Here is an 18,039-nt window from a genome sequence, read left to right as displayed (position 1 = left end):
TCCGCGCATCCCGCACCATCCCGCCGCGCCGGCCCTGAAACCGCGCAGCCGATGCACTAGAATGGCCGGCTTGTGTCGCCGATTCCAACCGTGTCCGCTCACCCATGTCCGTCGCACCGATCGATCTGCAGGAAGTTGAGAAACGCTATGGCGACCGCCTCGTCGTCAATGGATTGTCGTTTCGCGTGCAACCCGGCGAATGCTTCGGCCTGCTCGGGCCCAACGGCGCGGGCAAGACCACCACGCTCAGAATGCTGCTCGGCATCGCCTATCCGGACGCCGGCGCGATCACGCTCTGCGGCGAGCCGATTCCGGCGCGCGCCCGCCATGCGCGGCAGCGCGTCGGCGTCGTGCCGCAGTTCGACAATCTCGATCCCGATTTCACAGTGCGCGAGAACCTGCTCGTGTTCAGCCGCTACTTCGGGCTGTCCGCGCAAGACGCACGCGCGCTCGTCGCCCCGCTGCTCGAATTCGCGAAGCTCGAAAACAAGGCCGATGCGAAGGTCGGCGAGTTGTCCGGCGGAATGAAGCGGCGTCTGACGCTCGCGCGCGCGCTCGTCAACGATCCCGACGTGCTGGTGCTCGACGAGCCCACGACCGGCCTCGATCCGCAGGCGCGCCATCTGATGTGGGAACGGCTGCGCTCGCTGCTCGCGCGCGGCAAAACCATCCTGCTGACGACGCACTTCATGGAAGAAGCCGAGCGACTGTGCGATCGACTGTGCGTGATCGAGGAAGGCCGCAAGATCGCCGAGGGTGCGCCGCGCGCGCTGATCGAATCGGAGATCGGCTGCGACGTGATCGAGATCTACGGCCCCGATCCCGCCCGGCTGCGCGACGAACTCGCGCCGCTCGCCGTGCGCACCGAGATCAGCGGCGAGACGCTGTTCTGCTACGTCGGCGATCCGGAGCCGATCAACGCCCGGCTGAAGGGCCGCCCGGGGCTGCGCTATCTGCACCGGCCCGCGAATCTCGAAGACGTCTTTCTGCGGCTGACCGGCCGCGAAATGCAGGATTGAACGATGGATACGCGCCACTACTCGCCGCCCGCCGACACGCCGCCGCGCCGCGCCGAATCCCGTTTCGCGCTCGCGTTGCCGTCTAACGCGACGAACTGGATGGCGGTCTGGCGACGCAACTATCTGGTGTGGAAGAAACTCGCGGTCGCGTCGATGCTCGGCAATCTCGCCGACCCGATGATCTATCTGTTCGGCCTGGGCCTCGGGCTCGGGCTGATGGTCGGGCACGTCGACGGCGTGTCGTATATCGCGTTCCTGGCCGCCGGCACGGTCGGCTCGAGCGTGATGATGTCCGCCAGTTTCGAATCGATGTATTCGGGCTTCTCGCGGATGCACGTGCAGCGCACCTGGGAAGCGATCATGCATACGCCGCTGTCGCTCGGCGACATCGTGCTCGGGGAAATCGTCTGGGCGGCCAGCAAGGCCGTGCTGTCGAGCAGCGCGATCATGCTGGTGGCCGGGCTGCTCGGCTACGCGCAGTTCCCGTCGATGCTGCTGGCGCTGCCCGTCATCGTGCTTGCCGGCCTCGCGTTCGCGAGTCTCGCGATGATCGTCACCGCGCTGGCGTCGTCCTACGATTTCTTCATGTTCTACCAGACGCTCGCGATGACGCCGATGCTGCTGCTGTCGGGCGTGTTCTTCCCGGTCACGCAGTTGCCGCCCTTCGCGCAGCACGTGGCCTACGCACTGCCGCTCGCCAACGCGGTCGACCTGATCCGTCCGGCGATGCTCGGCCGCCCGGCCGCCGACGTGGGGTTCCACGTCGCGGTGCTCGCCGCCTACGCGGCGGTCGGCTTCCTGATCTGCGCGCGGCTCTTCAAGCGCCGCATGATGCGCTGACGCGCGAACGCACCGGCGCGGGCCGAAGCCCGCGCCGGTGCGTCATCGAATCCCGACCGCGATGCACGCGCCGTCCGGCGCACGCGCGGGCGTCACTCGTCGTCGTCGCTCCACGGAATGTCGACATCCGTCAGGAACGCCACGGTCGCGAGCGGACCGCCTTCGTGGCGTCCCTGCTTGCCGTCGGCGCGATGCCATTCGACGCGGAACATCGTGACCGGATCGTCGGCGACCAGGTACACCGAGCGCAGTTCCTCCGGGTCGGCCTCGTCGATCGGGCCGTCGAACGACACCAGCATCTTCTGCGGCCACAGGCCGTTGACGGGATCGTAGACGCGTTCGCCTTGCGGAATGTCGATGCTCGCCTCGACGCCGATCGTCGCCGACGCCTCCACGATCATCTTGCCGAGCGCGTTCAGCACGGCCGTCGCGCGCGCCGAGTTGGCCTGGCGGATCGCCAGATCGCCGCGGGTGAGCGCCTGTTCGAGTTTGGGGTGTACCTTGTGTTGCGTCATGCGTTTTCCTGATTGCTTCTGAAATGAATGGCCGGCTTCGGATCCGATGCCGGCTCTAGGTATCGGCCGGCGCAGGCATGCCGCCCCGCGCCGGCCCCGGCGCTCAGAAACCGAGCGCCACGGCGGCCAGTCCGCTCACGATGCCGAATCCCACCACCAGCACCGCGACGAGCGTCAGCATCGACGGCTTGAACGAGCGCGCGAGCATCGCCAGCGACGGCACGCTGATCGGCGGCAGCGTCATCAGCAACGCCGCGGCCGGCCCGACACCCATGCCGAGCGACAGCATCGCCTGGATGATCGGCACCTCGCCGGCGGTCGGGATCACGAACAGCATGCCCGCCACCGCGAATGCGACGATCCAGATCAACTGGTTGCCGATCTCGGGGCCGATGTGGGGAAAGAGCCACGCGCGCGCGGCGCCGAGCAGCAGCACGAGCACCAGATACTCCGGCACGAGGCGTACGGTCATCCGGCTGAAAATCCTGATCCAGCGCGTGAAGGCGTTGCCGGCGGCGGCCTGGTCGGCCGCGAGCTGCGCGAGCAGCGCGTCATCGATCGGGCGCGTCTGCGGCGCGGCCAGCCGGTTCAGCAGATAGCCGACGCCGAACACCATCGCGACGCCCAGCACGAGCCGCAGCGCGGTCCAGTGCCAGCCGAGCACGAAACCCATGAACACCAGCGCGGCCGGATTGAGCACCGTGTTGCCGAGCCAGAACGCCACCGCGCCGCCGGGCGACGCGTGGCGCTCGCGCAGGCCGGCGACCACGGGCGCCGCGCAGCAGGTACACATCATGCCCGGCAGCGACAGCAGACCGCCTGCCGCCACGCTGCCGAAGCCGGTCTTGCCCAGCGCACGCGCGACCCAGTGCGCGGGCAGCAGCGCCTGCACCGCCGAGCCGAGCAGCAGGCCCAGCACCATCGCCTGCCAGATCGCCTTGCCGTAGGCCCACGCGTAATCGAGCGCCGCCTGCAGCGACGGGGCCGGCGGATGCGCCGCCGCGCCCATCAGGATCGACTGGCCGATCGAATGGTGCTCGGCAGCCGTCAACGCCTTGTGATAGTACGGAAACCATTTGACGTAGAAGAGCCCCGCAACGGCAATCAGCACGAAGGTCACCCAGCCGAGCGCCGGATGAGGATGAGTTCGGGTCACGTTCATTTTTATGGGTACGGATACAGGTTAAGCCGATGCGGATGCCGCCGGATGCGTGGGCGCGCCGAGACGCGGCGCCGTCCCGGCAACGGCCCGCCGCCTACGGCAATCCAAGCGCCGGTGCGCGGCCGCGCTCGCGGCAAACCAAACACAAAAGGCCCGATTCGTACGAACAGGCCTCGAGCGTCAATGGTGCGGATCGCGAGATTATCTCACGCGGCGGCGGGTTGATACCGTTCGCCGCTTCGCCGGCGCATCCGGCGCGGCGATCGCGGCGATCACGTGGTCGCGAAACGCGCGTACCGACGCCGGCAAGTCGCGCCCCGCCATCGTCTGGACCTGGATGCTGCGTTCGCACAGCTGCGGATTCGACAGCGGCACGGCAACGAAGCCGTCCGCCTCGTACAGGTCGCGCACCGAAATCAGGCCCGCGAGCATCACCGCGCCCGAGCGCTGCGCGAAACGGTAGGTCGCCGTCGTATCGTTGGTCGTCAGCACGGGCGCGAGCAGCAGCCCGTCCAGCGCGCAGACGATGTCGATCAACTGGCGCACCGTCGTCGAGCCCACATCCGGCAGCGCAAGCGGATAAGGCGCCAGATCCGCGAGCGATACCGCCGGGCGCGCGGCGAGCGGATGATTCCGGGTCATGAACGCGAGAATCGGCGCGCGCTCGGTATGCTCGACCCGCACCCCTTTTTCCGGCGCGAGGCTGAACGTGAGCGCGAGGTCCGCGTCGCCGTCCCGCACCCGGCGCGTCGCCTCGACGGGGGAGCCGACCCACAGCGCGAAATCGACGCCCGGGTGCCGTTCCCGGAAGCTCGCCATCGCGCTCGGCAGAAAGTCGATCGCGAAGCCTTTCGAGCAGGCGATTTTCAGCAGGCTGCCGTGCAGCGCATCGAGGCCGCCGATCTCCTTCATCACGTGCTCGGCCTCGAGCAGGCTGCGCTGCGCGAACCTCAGCAGCCGCTCGCCCGCCTCCGACAGCACCATGCCGCGCGGCCGGCGTTCGAACAGCGGCGCGCCCAGCTCGCTCTCGAGCTTGGCGATCTGGCGACTGATGGCGGATACGGCGACGTGCAGGCGCGCCGACGCGTCGCTGATCGAACCCGTGCGCGCCACTTCCACGAAATAGCGCAGCGCGATGCCGTGCAGGAAAGGATTCATCGTCAGGATCCGTGGCCCGGAAGGCCGGTTCTGCTTTGCCTTTTCGGCAAAGATTGCTTCGAAATTCGATCATTGTGACAAAAAAAACGGCTTCCTAGAATCGACCGCACGCTGGCCTATCCGCCCGCCCCCTCGATCCGCCAGGAGCCCCTCTTGAGCCGCACCGCCGCCCTGCATCACGCTGCCGAACACTTCGATTCCGGCGCCTTCCTCGCCGACCTGACCCGCCGGGTCGCCTTCCGCACCGAAAGCCAGGAGGCCGGCCAGGCCGATGCGCTGCGCGGCTATCTCAGCGACGAACTGGTGCCGTCGGCCGCCGGGCTGGGTTTCGCGACGCGCATCGTCGACAACCCGGTGCCGGGCGCCGGGCCGTTCCTGATCGCGACGCGCCACGAGAGCGACGCGCTGCCGACCGTGCTGATCTACGGACACGGCGACGTCGTGCGCGGCTACGACGCGCAATGGCGCGCGCCGCTCGCGCCGTGGACCGTCACGCCGGAAGGCGATCGCTGGTACGGCCGCGGTACCGCCGACAACAAGGGACAGCATTCGATCAACCTCGCCGCGCTCGCCAGCGTGCTGCACGCGCGCGGCGGCCGGCTCGGCTTCAACGCGAAACTGCTGATCGAGATGGGCGAGGAAACCGGGTCTCCCGGCCTCGCCGCGCTGTGCGCCGCACGGCGCGACGAGTTGGCCGCCGACGTGCTGATCGCATCGGACGGCCCGCGCCTGTCGGCCGAACGGCCGACCGTCTTCCTCGGTTCGCGCGGCGCGGTGAATTTCAGGCTGTCGCTCACCCTGCGCGACGGCGCGCATCACTCGGGCAACTGGGGCGGCCTGCTGCGCAACCCGGCCATCGTGCTGTCGCATGCGCTGGCGAGCATCGTCGACGCGCGCGGCGCGATCCGCGTCGACGGCCTGCGGCCGCCGCCGATCCCCGCCGCGGTCCGCGCCGCACTCGCCGACCTCGAGGTCGGCGGCGGGCCCGGCGATCCGGCGCTCGACCCGCAATGGGGCGAACCCGGCCTCAGCCCCGCCGAGCGCGTGTTCGGCTGGAACACTGTCGAGGTGCTCGCGATGAAATCCGGCAACCCGGAGCATCCGGTCAATGCGATCCCGAGTCACGCGTTCGCGCATTGCCAGCTGCGCTTCGTGGTCGGTACCGACTGGACCCGGCTCGCCGCGCATCTGCGCGCGCATCTCGATGCGCACGGCTTCGAGCAGATCGGGATCGACGTCGAACGCGGCGCGCCCGCGACCCGCCTGTCGCCCGACGACGCGTGGGTGCGCTGGGCGATCGGCTCGCTGGAGCGGACCACCGGCAAACGAACCGCCGTGCTGCCGAATCTCGGCGGCACGCTGCCGAACGACGTGTTCGCGCACACCCTCGGCCTGCCGACGCTGTGGATTCCGCATTCGTATCCGGCCTGCGCACAGCACGCGCCGGACGAGCACCTGCTCGCGCCCGTCGTGCGCGAGGGCCTGCAGATCATGGCGGGACTGTTCTGGGATCTCGCCGGCCACCCGCCGCGCGACCGCGCCGACACGACGCCGACCGACACCGCGCACGCCTGACACGCCCCCGCCACCCCGACCCGACCGTCACGATGAACATCTCCACGTTGCCTGCCGCGCCGCCCGTCCCGCTCGATGCCGCGCGGATCCGCCGCATCATTCTTGCCGCGTCGATCGGCAATGCGCTCGAATGGTTCGACCTGATCGTCTACGGCTTCTTCGCCGTGACGATCGCCAAACTGTTCTTTCCGGCCACGAGCGAGGCGACCTCGCTGCTGCTCACGCTCGGCACCTTCGGGCTGTCCTACCTGATCCGGCCGATCGGCGGCTTCGTGCTCGGCGCCTACGCCGACCGTGCGGGCCGCAAGGCGTCGCTGCTGCTGTCGATCAGCCTGATGATGGCCGGCACGCTGCTGATCGCCGCGATGCCGACCTACGCGTCGATCGGCATCCTCGCGCCGATCGGCATCATGCTGTCGCGGCTGCTGCAGGGCTTCTCGGCGGGCGGCGAGTTCGCCAGCTCGACCGCGTTTCTCGTCGAGCACGCGCCGCAGCGGCGCGGCTTCATGTCGAGCTGGCAGTTCGCGAGCCAGGGGCTCGCGACGCTGCTCGCATCCGGCTTCGGCGCGCTGCTGACGACCACGCTCACGACCGCGCAGCTCGAATCGTGGGGCTGGCGCATTCCGTTCCTGTTCGGGCTGGCGATCGGGCCGATCGGGCTGTATATCCGCCGCTACGTGGACGAAGGTGCAGAGTTCCGCACACAAGCGCGCACCGCCACGCCGGTGCGCGAGCTGCTCGGCACGCAGAAGGTGCGCGCGCTGCTCTCGACCGGTGCGCTCGTGATGTCGACCGCGGCGAACTACATGGTGCTCTACATGCCGACCTACGCGATCAAGCAGCTCGGGCTGCCGGCGTCGACGGGCTTTGCCGCGACGCTCGCCACCGGAATCGTGCTGACACTGCTGACGCCGCTCGTCGGCCACTGGTCGGATTCGGTCGGACGGGTGCGCGTGATGGCGGCGGCCGCGCTGCTGATGCTCGTCACAGTGCTACCGCTGTTCGCGATGCTCACGCGCCATGCGACCTTCGCGTCGATGCTCGGCGCGCTGATCTGGATCGGTGCGTTGAAAGCGATGTATTGCGGCGCGCTGCCCGCGTTGATGGCGGAGATCTTTCCGACCCAGACCCGCGCGACGGGCCTCGCGGTGAGCTACAACGTCGGCGTGACGGTGTTCGGCGGCTTCGCGCCGTTCGTGATCACCTGGCTGATCGCGCTGACGGGCAACCGGCTGTCGCCCGGCCTCTATCTGATGTTCTGCGCGGTGCTGAGCCTGTTCGCGCTGTATACGGTACGCAAACGGCTCGGGCTTCGCTGAGCCGCGCCGCCGGCCATGGGCGGCGACGCGGCGGCCGGCGTTGCCGCCGCGGTTACGGCGCGGGATTCGGCTGCAGCGCGTGCAGCGCGTCGATTTCCGCGAGCACCTCCGGCGCGAGCTTCACGTCGGCGCTGCCGAGGTTCTCCTTCAATTGCTCGAGCGACGTGGCGCCGATCAGGTTGCTCGTGACGAACGGCCGGCTGTTGACGAACGCCAGCGCGAACTGCGCGGGCGACAGACCATGCCGTTTCGCCAGTTCGACATAGCGCGACGTGGCTTGCACCGCCTGCGGCTTGCTGTAGCGCTGGAAGCGTTCGTACAGCGTGATGCGCGCGCCCGCCGGCCGCGCGCCGCCCTCGTATTTGCCGGACAGCCAGCCGAACGCGAGCGGCGAATAGGCAAGCAGGCCGACCCGCTCGCGATGGCTGAATTCCGACAGACCGTTTTCGAACGACCGGTTCAGCAGGCTGTACGGATTCTGGATACTGACGATGCGCGGCAGGCCGAGCCGTTGCGCCGCCTGCAGGAATTGCGCAACGCCCCACGGCGTTTCGTTCGACACGCCGATATGCCGCACCTTGCCCGCCTTCACGAACTCGGCGAGCACCGCGAGCGTTTCCTCGATGGGCACCGTATACGCATCGTCGATCCACGGATACGCGGGCCGGCCGAACGTCGTGGTGCTGCGATCCGGCCAGTGCAGCTGGTAGAGGTCGACGTAGTCGGTCCGGAGCCGCTTGAGGCTGCCGTCGAGCGCTTCCGTCAGGTTCTTCCGGTCGTACTGGTTGCCTTCGCCGCGCAGGTGCCGCGGATTGTGCGGCTGGCGCGCGGGGCCCGCGATCTTCGTCGCGATCGTCAGCCCGGCGCGCAATCCGGGATGCTGCGCGAGCCAACTGCCGAGATACGCTTCGGTGCGCCCCTGCGTTTCGGGCCTGGGCGGCACCGGGTACATTTCGGCGGCGTCGATCAGCGTCACGCCCTGGCCCACCGCGTAGTCGAGCTGCGCGTGCGCATCGCTTTCGCTGTTCTGCTCGCCCCACGTCATCGTGCCCAGGCCGATCAGGCTGACTTCGATGTCCGAATCGCCAAGTGTGCGGTATTCCATGCTGCGGTTCCTGTCTCTGCGGGTGAAAGACCGGACCCTAACACAGTGCGGCGAAGCGCTCGGAGCCGGCCCGGACACCGCGGCCGTTCCGGCGTCACGCCGGACGCTGGATCAGGCAGGTCGCCGACGCGTGCGCGACGATCTTGTCGTCCGGCGTCTTCAACGTGCCTTCGGCCACCCCCAGGCTCTTCGACAGATGAATCACGCGCCCTTCCGCGATCAGATCGACGCCGCGCGGCACCGGACGCAGCATCTTCACATGCAGGTCGATCGTGCCGTACCCGACGCCCGCGTCCAGCATCGTGTGCACCGCGCAACCGGTGACCGAGTCCAGCACGGTTGCCGCGAAGCCGCCATGCACGCCGCCCAGCGGATTGAGATGGCGCTCGTCGGCGCGCGCGGTCATTTTCACGTAGCCGACCTCGACCGTATCGGGCTGCATCGGTATGGTTTCGGAAATCGACGCGCGCGGCACCTCGCCGGCAGCTGCGGCACGCAACAGTTCAATACCCGACATCGAAAGCGGATTCATCTGAATGCTCCTGGCAACCGCACTTGGGGAAAAACATTGTAAGTTCCAAATTGGAACTTATTATTGACATGGGCGGCGACGCTGTCAATGCAGATCGTGCAATCCGCTCGAGGGTCCGTTCTATAATCGAACCCACTTTTCTTCCGATCTTTCAGCGAGACTTGACCATGAAATGGGATGACGTCGGCTCGATACCGTGTTCGGTGGCGCGCACGCTCGCGGTGCTGGGCGATCGCTGGACCATGCTGATCCTGCGCAACGCATTCTGGGGCGTGCGCCGCTTCGATGCGTTCCAGTCACAGCTCGGTATCACCCGGCATGTATTGGCGGAGCGGCTTGCCCGCCTCGTCGACGAGGGGGTGTTCATCCGGCTCGCCTATCAGGATCGGCCGCCGCGATTCGAATACCGGCTGTCGGAGAAGGGCCGCGATCTGTATCCGGTCCTGCTCGCGCTCACGGCATGGGGCGACCGCTGGAAAGACGACGGCGAAGGGCCGCCCGTGGTCCTGCGGCATCGAACCTGCGGCCACGTGATGCAACCGGTGATGGTGTGTTCGGAATGCGGCGAAACGCTCAAGCCGCGCGAGGTCGAGCCGCTGCCCGGTCCGCGATGGCAAACCGCGGAGGCCGACTGAGGCCGCACCGCCGCGGCGTCGCCCGCCCGGAGGCGGGGGGCGAGTCCGCTACGCCGCTCGCCCTCCGCATGACAGGCCTCAGGCCTGGATGTCGACCCCGCCCGACGAGGCGCTCGCCTGCTTGCTCATCAGCGCGACGAGCGACGCCGCCGCCTGCTGCAACGCCGCCTGGATCACCTGCATCTGCGCCATGAGCGCCTGGCGCTCCGTATCGCTGCGCGCCTGCGCCATCTGCTGTTGAAGCGCCTCGATCTGCTGTTGCAGCCGTTTGATGGTGTCCTGCAGTTGCGACATTCCGGGGCTGGCCTGCGAGCCGCCGCTCTCGCCGAGACTGCCCGCGGCGGCCATCGGCGCCTTGCCGCTCGACGGCGTACCACTCGGGCCGGTCGTGCTGTCCGAACTGGCGGCGCCGCCCGAGCCGCCCTGTGTCCCGCTCCCGCTCGTCGTTGCCGGCGGATTCGCCGCCGTCGAATAGCCCGCGCCGGATGCGCCGGTAATCGGTTGAATCGTCATGCTGCTGCCCCTTTGGTTCGACTGGTCGACCCGGCGTCATCCCGCCGACGCGGATCGTATATGGATTGTTGAATGGACATGATGACCCGGCCGGCATCCATGCAGACCCGGCGCCCATCGTGAATTACGGCCTGCGGGCGCAATACTTGAGCGACCGCCTGTTTGCGCACCTTCGTCCGCGAGGTTTCGCACCCCGTCGCCTCGCCTGCGCGATTGACCCGGCGCCGCCGCACTCTATAGTCTTGCGGAATCCAAACCGGAGCCCTCCCATGATCACCTGCTATCTCCGCTACATCGTCAATCCCGCGAAACTCGCCGAATTCGAGACCTACGGCAGGATGTGGATTCCGCTCGTCGAGAAATTCGGCGGCCGGCATCATGGTTATTTCATGCCGTCGGAAGGCGCCAGCAATGTCGCGCTGGCTTTGTTCTCGTTCCCGAGCCTCGCGACCTACGAGATCTACCGGGAACGCTCGAAAGCCGATCCGGACTGCATCGCCGCATTCAGATACGCGGAGGAAACGCGATGCTTCGACAGCTACGAACGGAGCTTCTTCCGGCCGGTTTTCGCGTAGCGGTCCGGGACGAACTCATCGAAAGCGGCCACGCTGGCCGCTGTTTCCCGGAGACGCGGCAGCCCCTGTCCGCACTCGTCGAACGCGTGCGATCACCACACGAACGCCACCGTCTCGGGCTCGCCGTCGAAGCGCGAGTAGCGCGCCCAGCGCGGCTCCACACGCCAGTACACGAGCCGAGGCCAGCGCAGTCGGCCGCGGCCGTCCGGCCAGGCGGCGTAATACACTTCGCGGTACGTTTCGTCCGAAGGATCCCCGACCGACACCGGAAACGCGATGCCCTCGTACTGCACGGTCCGTTCGCCCGGCCCCGAGAACGTCATCGCGACGCGGGGCCGCACCAGCAGATTCACGTGCTTGCGCGTAGCGGAGGTCGTATCGAAGATCCGCTCGAAGCGGTCCGTAACGGCGACACCGATCAGCGCGCCCTCGGGCGCGCCGTCGCGATTGACGGTGCTGATCACGGCCAGACGCTGCGCGCGCAAGTAGTCCAGCATCGCAGTTCGATTGAAGAGGCTCATGACACCCCCTGGAGTCGACCGCCGCGGTCAGGGACGTCGGCGGATAACTGCCCGGCAGACGCCCAGCCGGACTCGCCCGACACCGCACCGGCCGGCACGCGACTCGGCACGGGCGGTCGGCCTCACTCCGACGCGGACCAATCGATACAATTATTCACAATTAAACGCCTATGCGTAGGCGCCGTGGCGGATATACTGAAATCGCATCTTCTCCTCGTGCCAAAGGATCCGATGCAAAGAAAGCCCCGGCTGCGCGAGCGGTTTGGGGCTTTCGCTTTTCCAGGGTGATTGCGCAACGACGCCGGACGCGTCGGAGCGTGGCATGCCGCGGTACATCACTACCGGACCATGAGCGGCGGTGCAGCGAGCATCGATCCGCGCCGTGGCGAGCACGAAGCGGATCAAAGCCACGGAGATTTGGCGAAAGCGGTCGAGCGCGAATCGCGAAGCATGCTGCCGCGCCGCAACACCCTCGCAACGCAACACCGGAACACGCCTGCCCCTTGCCACGGGACAGTACCCCTCGTCCGAGCGGACCTGGGCCTGCGGCAGCGCATTGCAGCTGCTCGCACTTGCGCACCTCCTGCAACGCGGTACATCCTCAGCGCTGCCGACTTCCAGCCCAGGCGAGCGGCATCGAGTCGACGAACGCCGCACATGCTTTCAGCACGAATGTCGCACCGACCGGTATCGCACCGGCTCCCGATCCACCCGATCATTCATTGCGCGGGATCGCCGCCGGCCAGCCGGCCGCGTCGCGCGAAAGGCGAAGCCTCACCGCGCCGCCACCAGAGCCGGATGACAATCGCGACGATCGCCAGCACGGCGAACACCAGCACGCTGCCTTCGGGTCCGGTGACGCCGCCGCTCATCAACGCGTTTCCGGCAGGATGCGAGGTGAACAGCACGTCCTGCACCAGCCGGCCGCTGTCCGATGCGCCATACAGGAACGATTCGCCCCAATCCCACGCCGCATGAAAGCCGATCGCCCACCAAAGCGAACCGGTGTACCAGAGCGACAGGCAGAAAACCAGGCCGAACAGCATCGCGACGACCAGCCCGACGGGCGTCTCGCCGGGACCGATGCCGTGCATCGCACCGAACAGCGCGGACAGCAGCAGCGCCCCCCACCAGAACCCGAGCCAGCGTGTCAGCGTGTATTGCAGATAGCCGCGCAGCAGCGTTTCCTCGAACAACCCCGTCATCAGGAAGATCACCGCCCAGATCACCCCGGCTCCGACTGCCCGTCCGCCTTGCAGCGTCGGCGCGTCGAGATGCAGGAACCCGGCTTGCCGCAGCGTCAGCACCAGCACGGAAATCGCAACGATGCCGCAGACCACTCCGCCGATGAAACGCCTCGCGCGGGCGTCGCCCTGCAGGCCGAATGAGAACAGCGGTCGACGCTCGATGGCCGCGAGCGCCGCCGTCGCGATCGCCACCGCGCCCAGCTGCACGCACTCCATCGCGGCGGCGCCGGCAAGCGACAGCGCCTGGTCGCCCTCCGGCAACGGCCATAGCCGGTGCGACACGAACAGCATGCCGGCCGCAACACCCGCGAATATCAGAACGAACAGCAGCGCGCCCCAACCCGCCCGAAGCCCGTCGCGCCCGACGAACAGACGGCGCAGCCTGGTGCGCCCGGATGACGATGAAGGGGTGTCGGACGACGCACACTCACTGACATTCTTGTCCAAGTCAGCTCCCGGTCGATGCGCATCGCAGCGCGTTTGAAGGGCGGCGATACCGGTCGCGGCAGCGATCCGGCATGCAGCGGATCGCGAATTCTGCCACGGCGAAATCATTCCGGGCAGACCCGCTCACGCCCCCATCCCGCATTCGAATCCGGACGGCCAGCCGGCCGCGGCGACATGTCAATCCGGGATCGACTCGGTCGCCTCGCGAAGCAAAGCCGGCTTGCACCCCGGGTTCGCTTCCGGTGCGCCGACCATCGCGCGCACCCTCCTCGCGCCTGCGCGTCCGCGCGCATACCGTGTGCTACGCTTTGCGCGGCAAGCAGCGAAAACTGAATCACCGACCGGTCGAGCACAGTGGAGGCCCGCGTCGATTCAGCAGAAACAATCGGCAGGCACGACGAACATTCGGGGAATCACAATGAGAAGACGGTATTGCGTGGCGCTGATCGGCGCGGCGCTGCTGACGGGGTGTGCGACACAGAAATACGACAGCATGGGGCCCGCGCTGGCGCTCATGTCGCAACAGCAGAAATGCTATCTCATCGCGCAAACCGCCTCGTCCGCCGCGACGTGGCGCGACAACGGCGTTCCCGTCAGCGAAGCCCATGCGCGGCTGGACGCGGTCATCACCCCGATGCGCGCCCCCGACGATGACAAGCAGCGCCTGCACGAAGGTATCGATACCACCTACCAGGGCCGCGCCAGCGCGCAGCAGATCTATGCGAGCATGAAAGGCGTGTGCCGGGCGGAAAGTGCAAGAGTCCCCGCGGTGAACTGAAGCCGATCCGCCGGGGTGTCGTGCGTCACCGTAGTCTCCTGAAGTCGATCAACCCCTCCACCCTAGAGGACAGACCATGGAACATCTCAGCGGCGTACATTGGATCATCACGGTAGCGATCGTAGCGCTGGTCATTTACCCGTACGTACGGATCATCCGGCATGCCGGCTTTTCCGGGTGGTGGATCCTGACCGCGTTCGTGCCCGTGCTGAACTTCATCATGCTATGGGTATTCGCGTTCGTGAAATGGCCGGCGGTGGACCGCGGCTGAGCGTGCCTGCATGCCGCTGCCGCCGCGGCAGCGGCCGATCGGCACGCGTCGTCGCCGGTCAATGCAGCATGTTGAATGCCGCATCGATCACCGCGCGCTTGAACGTCTCCGACTGCTCGATGATGGGCGAGAACGCCGACAGCACGTGGCGATACGCAACGGTCTTGCTGACCGCGTTGGTCAGCATCGCGAATACAACCGTGGGATCGTTGCGAAGCAGTTCGCCCGCATCCATCGCATCCGCCAGCAGCGGCACGAATACTTCGTGATAGGGGCGCACCAGGCGGTCGACCAGCACGTTCAGCCGCTCACCCTGCTCGGTCGCCGCGGTCGAGAAGAACATCCCGATATCCGGTTCCGAGAACACCTCGTCGACAAAGAGGACCAGCGCCTGCTCGACCCGCCGGCGCGGCGCCAGCCCGGATGAGCGCAGCGCGCCGGTCAGCTCGCGCAGCAAAGCGGTGCGCTCCGCGATCTGATCGACCACCGCGAGCCACAGCTCCTCCTTCGAACCGAAGTGATGAGCCACCAAAGCCGGATTGACGTCCGCGCGCCGGGCGATTTCACGCACGCTCGTCGCCTCGAATCCACTGCGCGCAAACGCCAGCCGGGCGCTCTTCAGCAACGCGTCGGAACCGCTCATGGCGCTGCACGCAGGGCGCCCGGGCGGGCGTTTCTGCCTGACGGGCAACGTGGAGCGGGGATCAGATGTCGTCATGTTCGATTCGGGTTCAAATGCGGTCAATCCGGCGGAAAGTGTAACCGACGCGTACGGCGCATCGTCCCGACTGCCCGCGGCGACGTTTGACAGCGCTCGTTCGCTGCCCTTATCATAAATTAATTCATCGTTCGATTAATTAATTTATCCATGACCTCATCCACACCCCGGATCGTGATCGTCGGCGGAGGAATCGCCGGCTTGCTGCTGGCCACGCGGCTCGGCGACACACTGGGACGTGCGGGCCGCGCCGCCGTCACGCTGATCGACCGGAGCCCCACCTACATCTGGAAGCCGATGCTGCATACCATCGCGGCCGGTACCCGGGACGTGCAGCAACAGCAGGTCATCTATCTCGCGCATGCCCGCGAGCACGGGTTCAGCTTCCAGCCGGGCGAGATGTGCGGACTGGATCGCGAGCGCCGCGCCGTGCAGCTTGCAGCGCTTCGGACCCCGGACGGCGAGTCGATACTGGGGCCGCGCAGCGTCGAATACGACGTGCTGGTGCTCGCGCTCGGCAGCCGCGCCAATGATTTCGGCGTACCCGGTGTGAACGAGCATTGCCATTTCATCGACAGCCAGGCGCAGGCGGAAACGTTCAATGTCGCGCTGCGCACCCGCATTTTTCGCAGCGTCGTCCAGGACGAAGCGTTGCGCGTGGCGATCGTCGGCGCCGGCGCGACGGGGGTCGAACTCTCCGCCGAATTGAGCCGGCTGCTCGACATCGCGTCGGGCTACGGAGACCCCACGGTGCGGGAACGGCTGCATCTTTCGTTGCTGGAGAGCAGCCCGCGCATACTGGCGGCCTTTCCGCCGTCCGTCTCGACGTTGAGCGAACGGCAGCTCAGGCAGATCGGCTTCGACGTCCAGACCGCCACCCGCGTCACCGCGGCGGAGCCCGGCGGGTTCCGCCGCGCGGACGGCAGCTTCGTCGCGGCCGACCTGATGGTCTGGGCCGCCGGCGTGAAAGCCCCGGACTGTCTCGGCCGGCTCGACGGGCTCGAAGCGACGCGTTCGAATCAACTCCTCATCCGCCCCACCCTCCAGACACGGCGGGACGACCGGATCTTCGCGCTCGGCGATTGCGCGAGCCTGACGCCGTCAGGCGGCGAACGGGCGTTGCCGCCGACCGCGCAGGTCGCCACGCAGCAAGCGGAACATCTGGCTCGCACATTGCCGGGCTGGCTCGCCGGCGGCACGGCCGCGCCTTTCTCGTTCCGCGATTTCGGTTCGCTCGTTTCGCTGAGCGACTACAACGCGTTCGGCACGCTGGGCAGCTTCGGTTTCTTCCGCGGCGGATTCATCCGCGGGCGCTTCGCGCAGTTCAGCCACGCGATGCTGTACCGGCAGCATCAGCAGGCGCTTCACGGATTCGGCAAGGCAACGCTGCTGTGGGCGGCGGAGCGAATCAACCGGGCGGTCCAGCCCAGCATCCGGATCACGTGACCGGCGCGGCATCCCGCGCACCCTTGCTTCAGAAAGCGAGCACCTCATGCTTTACCTCATCCCGACTTTGCGCACCACCGAGACCGACGCTTATCTGTTCCTGGCCCAACACGATGCGCATGTGTGGATCCTCGAGCGCAACGACACGAGCATGCGGATACGCTGGCTCCAACCCGGCAAATGCCACTACGCGGATCAGCTCTGGCGCCTCGTTATCGCCGGACGGAATGGGGTCTGCGCGGTATCGGGACAACCCGTACGGAAGGGAGACGCCGTGTATCGGCCGGACGGACGCAGATATGCGAGCAATGCAGGCGTTACCATCCGCGAGGACGCGATCCGGCCGTGACGGCGGAGACATCGCATGCGATCCCGCCACGTCCGCCGGGCCGGCTGCTCGATCCTCGAATCACGCCCGACCCGGAAGCGGACGTCGCGATCGCCGCCCGGCGCCGCCGGCCCGCCCGCGCCCGCGCCCAATGCGCCGATCCGCAACTGGCGAGGGCCGAATCGCAACCCTGCGGCGTACGGCTCGTATTTCGCACCCAAGCGACCCGTATCGAACTCGACGTCGCCGCGACGCGGTATGTGTATGCCGGCATCCCGCCCCGCGCGGCCGGCGTGTACGACCTGCTCGTCGACGGCCGCCTCGTTCATCGGACCAGCGCAACCCACGCCGATGTCGTGACGACCGACATGGGCACCGGCGCGATGTCGAAACAGCCGGGTCCGGTCAGTACGCTCCGGTTCGACAACCTGCCCGGCCACGACAAGCAGGTCGAGATCTGGCTGCCGTACAACGAAAGCACGGAACTCATCGGGCTGCGCACCAATGCGCGCATCGAGCCCGTGACCGACAGCGGCCGGCGGGTCGGGCTGCACCACGGCAGCGCCATCAGCCACGGCTCCAACGGCGACAGCCCCACCTCGATCTGGCCGGCGCTAGCCGCGTCGCTGGGCGACGTGGATCTGATCAATCTCGGCTTCGGCGGCAGCGCACCGCTCGACCCTTTCACCGCCCGAACGATGCGCGATACGCCAGCCGACCTGATCAGCATCAAAATCGGCATCAACCTGGTCAACACGGATCTGATGCGATTGCGCGCCTTCACGCCCGCCGTGCACGGCTTCCTCGATACCCTCCGAGAGGGTCTCCGAGCGTGCCGCTGCGGGTCGTCTCGCCGCTCTACTGTCCGATTCACGAAGACACGCCCGGCCCCGGCGCCTTCGACGTCGGCGCGCGGTCCGAAGGGAGGGTGTCGTTTCGGGCGACGGGCGATCCGGCCGAGCGCCAGGCAGGAAAGCTGACGCTGTCCCTCATCCGCGACGAATTGCATCGCGTCGTTCGACAACGCGCGGCGGACGACCCGCAACTGCACGATCTCGACGGCCTGGATCTCTACGAACGACAGGATTTCGCCGATCCGCCGCTTCCCGATCAGATTCATCCGGATGGCGCCGCGCATCGCCGCATGGGCGAACGGTTCGCCAACCTCGCGTTTGGACCCGGCGGACCCTTCTCCGCCGGATGCCGGATGGACTGACGTCCGGGAATGTCTGCCGGATGGGGGCGGGCATGAGCCGCATGGATCTCGGCTGAGGGTCGCCCTCGGAAGTCCGGAGCAATACGGTCGCATGAAAACCGAATCCTCGCGAGCCGTTT

Annotated in this window: 23 protein-coding genes; 13 read left to right on the top strand and 10 right to left on the bottom strand. The window is 67.4% G+C overall.

Annotated elements, in window-relative coordinates; translation table 11 throughout:
• Positions 1-104 precede the first annotated feature (104 nt).
• Both nodI and RZR99_RS02435 read left to right on the top strand, forming a co-directional pair.
• Complete coding sequence (gene nodI, locus RZR99_RS02440; RefSeq protein WP_323118147.1) at positions 105-1,019, top strand: nodulation factor ABC transporter ATP-binding protein NodI; 915 nt, start codon at positions 105-107, stop codon at positions 1,017-1,019.
• A gap of 3 nt (positions 1,020-1,022) precedes the next feature.
• On the top strand, positions 1,023-1,859 hold the full coding sequence (locus tag RZR99_RS02435; protein WP_323118146.1) for an ABC transporter permease: 837 nt from the start codon (positions 1,023-1,025) through the stop codon (positions 1,857-1,859).
• Between the two features lie 92 nt (positions 1,860-1,951).
• On the opposite strand, the gene RZR99_RS02430 is transcribed toward RZR99_RS02435, so the two are convergent.
• The 3 genes from RZR99_RS02430 to RZR99_RS02420 form a co-directional block, all read right to left on the bottom strand.
• Complete coding sequence (locus RZR99_RS02430; protein WP_323118145.1) at positions 1,952-2,374, bottom strand: hypothetical protein; 423 nt, start codon at positions 2,372-2,374, stop codon at positions 1,952-1,954.
• A gap of 103 nt (positions 2,375-2,477) precedes the next feature.
• A complete protein-coding gene (locus RZR99_RS02425; RefSeq protein WP_323118144.1) occupies positions 2,478-3,536 on the bottom strand; it encodes a permease in 1,059 nt (352 codons plus the stop codon).
• A 201-nt stretch (positions 3,537-3,737) separates the two neighbouring features.
• Positions 3,738-4,694 (bottom strand): LysR family transcriptional regulator, encoded by a 957-nt coding sequence (locus tag RZR99_RS02420; RefSeq protein WP_323118143.1) that lies wholly within the window; start codon positions 4,692-4,694, stop codon positions 3,738-3,740.
• A 153-nt stretch (positions 4,695-4,847) separates the two neighbouring features.
• On the opposite strand from RZR99_RS02420, the gene RZR99_RS02415 reads away from it, so the two are divergent.
• On the top strand, positions 4,848-6,269 hold the full coding sequence (locus RZR99_RS02415) for a M20 family metallopeptidase (protein WP_323118142.1): 1,422 nt from the start codon (positions 4,848-4,850) through the stop codon (positions 6,267-6,269).
• Between the two features lie 32 nt (positions 6,270-6,301).
• Positions 6,302-7,588 carry an MFS transporter gene (locus tag RZR99_RS02410; protein ID WP_323118141.1) on the top strand — a complete coding sequence of 429 codons (1,287 nt, stop codon included), beginning with the start codon at positions 6,302-6,304 and terminating at the stop codon, positions 7,586-7,588.
• 52 nt (positions 7,589-7,640) lie between these two features.
• Here RZR99_RS02410 and RZR99_RS02405 read toward each other — a convergent pair whose 3' ends face one another.
• Both RZR99_RS02405 and RZR99_RS02400 read right to left on the bottom strand, forming a co-directional pair.
• Positions 7,641-8,693, bottom strand: a complete 1,053-nt coding sequence (locus RZR99_RS02405; RefSeq protein ID WP_323118140.1) for an NADP(H)-dependent aldo-keto reductase — start codon at positions 8,691-8,693, stop codon at positions 7,641-7,643.
• A gap of 94 nt (positions 8,694-8,787) precedes the next feature.
• Positions 8,788-9,225 (bottom strand): PaaI family thioesterase, encoded by a 438-nt coding sequence (locus RZR99_RS02400; RefSeq protein ID WP_323118139.1) that lies wholly within the window; start codon positions 9,223-9,225, stop codon positions 8,788-8,790.
• Between the two features lie 167 nt (positions 9,226-9,392).
• On the opposite strand from RZR99_RS02400, the gene RZR99_RS02395 reads away from it, so the two are divergent.
• Positions 9,393-9,860 (top strand): winged helix-turn-helix transcriptional regulator, encoded by a 468-nt coding sequence (locus RZR99_RS02395; RefSeq protein WP_323118138.1) that lies wholly within the window; start codon positions 9,393-9,395, stop codon positions 9,858-9,860.
• A 78-nt stretch (positions 9,861-9,938) separates the two neighbouring features.
• Here the strand turns inward: RZR99_RS02395 and RZR99_RS02390 are convergent, their stop codons facing one another.
• Entirely contained in the window at positions 9,939-10,373 is a 435-nt protein-coding gene (locus RZR99_RS02390) for a hypothetical protein (protein WP_323118137.1), read from the bottom strand.
• A 269-nt stretch (positions 10,374-10,642) separates the two neighbouring features.
• On the opposite strand from RZR99_RS02390, the gene RZR99_RS02385 reads away from it, so the two are divergent.
• Positions 10,643-10,948: an NIPSNAP family protein gene (locus tag RZR99_RS02385; protein ID WP_323118136.1), complete on the top strand. Its 306-nt coding sequence runs from the start codon at positions 10,643-10,645 to the stop codon at positions 10,946-10,948.
• Positions 10,949-11,040: 92 nt separating this feature from the next.
• Here RZR99_RS02385 and RZR99_RS02380 read toward each other — a convergent pair whose 3' ends face one another.
• The 3 genes from RZR99_RS02380 to RZR99_RS02370 form a co-directional block, all read right to left on the bottom strand.
• Positions 11,041-11,445 (bottom strand): pyridoxamine 5'-phosphate oxidase family protein, encoded by a 405-nt coding sequence (locus RZR99_RS02380; RefSeq protein ID WP_323118135.1) that lies wholly within the window; start codon positions 11,443-11,445, stop codon positions 11,041-11,043.
• 192 nt (positions 11,446-11,637) lie between these two features.
• Positions 11,638-11,955: a hypothetical protein gene (locus RZR99_RS02375; protein ID WP_323118134.1), complete on the bottom strand. Its 318-nt coding sequence runs from the start codon at positions 11,953-11,955 to the stop codon at positions 11,638-11,640.
• 233 nt (positions 11,956-12,188) lie between these two features.
• Positions 12,189-13,163, bottom strand: coding sequence for a CPBP family intramembrane glutamic endopeptidase (locus tag RZR99_RS02370; protein WP_323118133.1), 975 nt, complete (start codon positions 13,161-13,163; stop codon positions 12,189-12,191).
• 436 nt (positions 13,164-13,599) lie between these two features.
• Here RZR99_RS02370 and RZR99_RS02365 point away from each other — a divergent pair, with 436 nt between their 5' ends.
• The gene (locus RZR99_RS02365; RefSeq protein WP_323118132.1) at positions 13,600-13,941 is read left to right on the top strand and encodes a hypothetical protein; all 342 of its coding nucleotides are present in this window, start codon (positions 13,600-13,602) and stop codon (positions 13,939-13,941) included.
• Positions 13,942-14,017: 76 nt separating this feature from the next.
• Positions 14,018-14,212: a DUF805 domain-containing protein gene (locus RZR99_RS02360; RefSeq protein ID WP_323118131.1), complete on the top strand. Its 195-nt coding sequence runs from the start codon at positions 14,018-14,020 to the stop codon at positions 14,210-14,212.
• A 58-nt stretch (positions 14,213-14,270) separates the two neighbouring features.
• Here RZR99_RS02360 and RZR99_RS02355 read toward each other — a convergent pair whose 3' ends face one another.
• Positions 14,271-14,855 carry a TetR/AcrR family transcriptional regulator gene (locus tag RZR99_RS02355; protein WP_323118130.1) on the bottom strand — a complete coding sequence of 195 codons (585 nt, stop codon included), beginning with the start codon at positions 14,853-14,855 and terminating at the stop codon, positions 14,271-14,273.
• Here RZR99_RS02355 and RZR99_RS02350 point away from each other — a divergent pair.
• From RZR99_RS02350 to RZR99_RS02330, 5 genes are all read left to right on the top strand, one after another.
• A complete protein-coding gene (locus RZR99_RS02350) occupies positions 14,854-15,048 on the top strand; it encodes a hypothetical protein (protein ID WP_323118129.1) in 195 nt (64 codons plus the stop codon). The two genes, RZR99_RS02355 and RZR99_RS02350, sit on opposite strands and share 2 nt — an antisense overlap.
• A gap of 32 nt (positions 15,049-15,080) precedes the next feature.
• Positions 15,081-16,376, top strand: coding sequence for an NAD(P)/FAD-dependent oxidoreductase (locus tag RZR99_RS02345; protein WP_323118128.1), 1,296 nt, complete (start codon positions 15,081-15,083; stop codon positions 16,374-16,376).
• A gap of 46 nt (positions 16,377-16,422) precedes the next feature.
• A complete protein-coding gene (locus tag RZR99_RS02340; protein ID WP_323118127.1) occupies positions 16,423-16,725 on the top strand; it encodes a DUF3331 domain-containing protein in 303 nt (100 codons plus the stop codon).
• A gap of 272 nt (positions 16,726-16,997) precedes the next feature.
• Positions 16,998-17,684, top strand: coding sequence for an SGNH/GDSL hydrolase family protein (locus RZR99_RS02335; protein WP_323118126.1), 687 nt, complete (start codon positions 16,998-17,000; stop codon positions 17,682-17,684).
• Positions 17,633-17,920 (top strand): SGNH/GDSL hydrolase family protein, encoded by a 288-nt coding sequence (locus RZR99_RS02330; protein WP_323118125.1) that lies wholly within the window; start codon positions 17,633-17,635, stop codon positions 17,918-17,920. Before RZR99_RS02335 ends, RZR99_RS02330 begins: the two co-directional genes overlap by 52 nt.
• Positions 17,921-18,039 lie beyond the last annotated feature (119 nt).

Source organism: Burkholderia alba (genome assembly GCF_034721475.1).
In the GTDB taxonomy this organism is placed as follows: Bacteria; Pseudomonadota; Gammaproteobacteria; order Burkholderiales; family Burkholderiaceae; genus Burkholderia; species Burkholderia alba.
The sequence above is the reverse complement of the archived record's forward strand: the minus strand, read 5'-3'. Positions and strand labels throughout refer to the sequence as shown.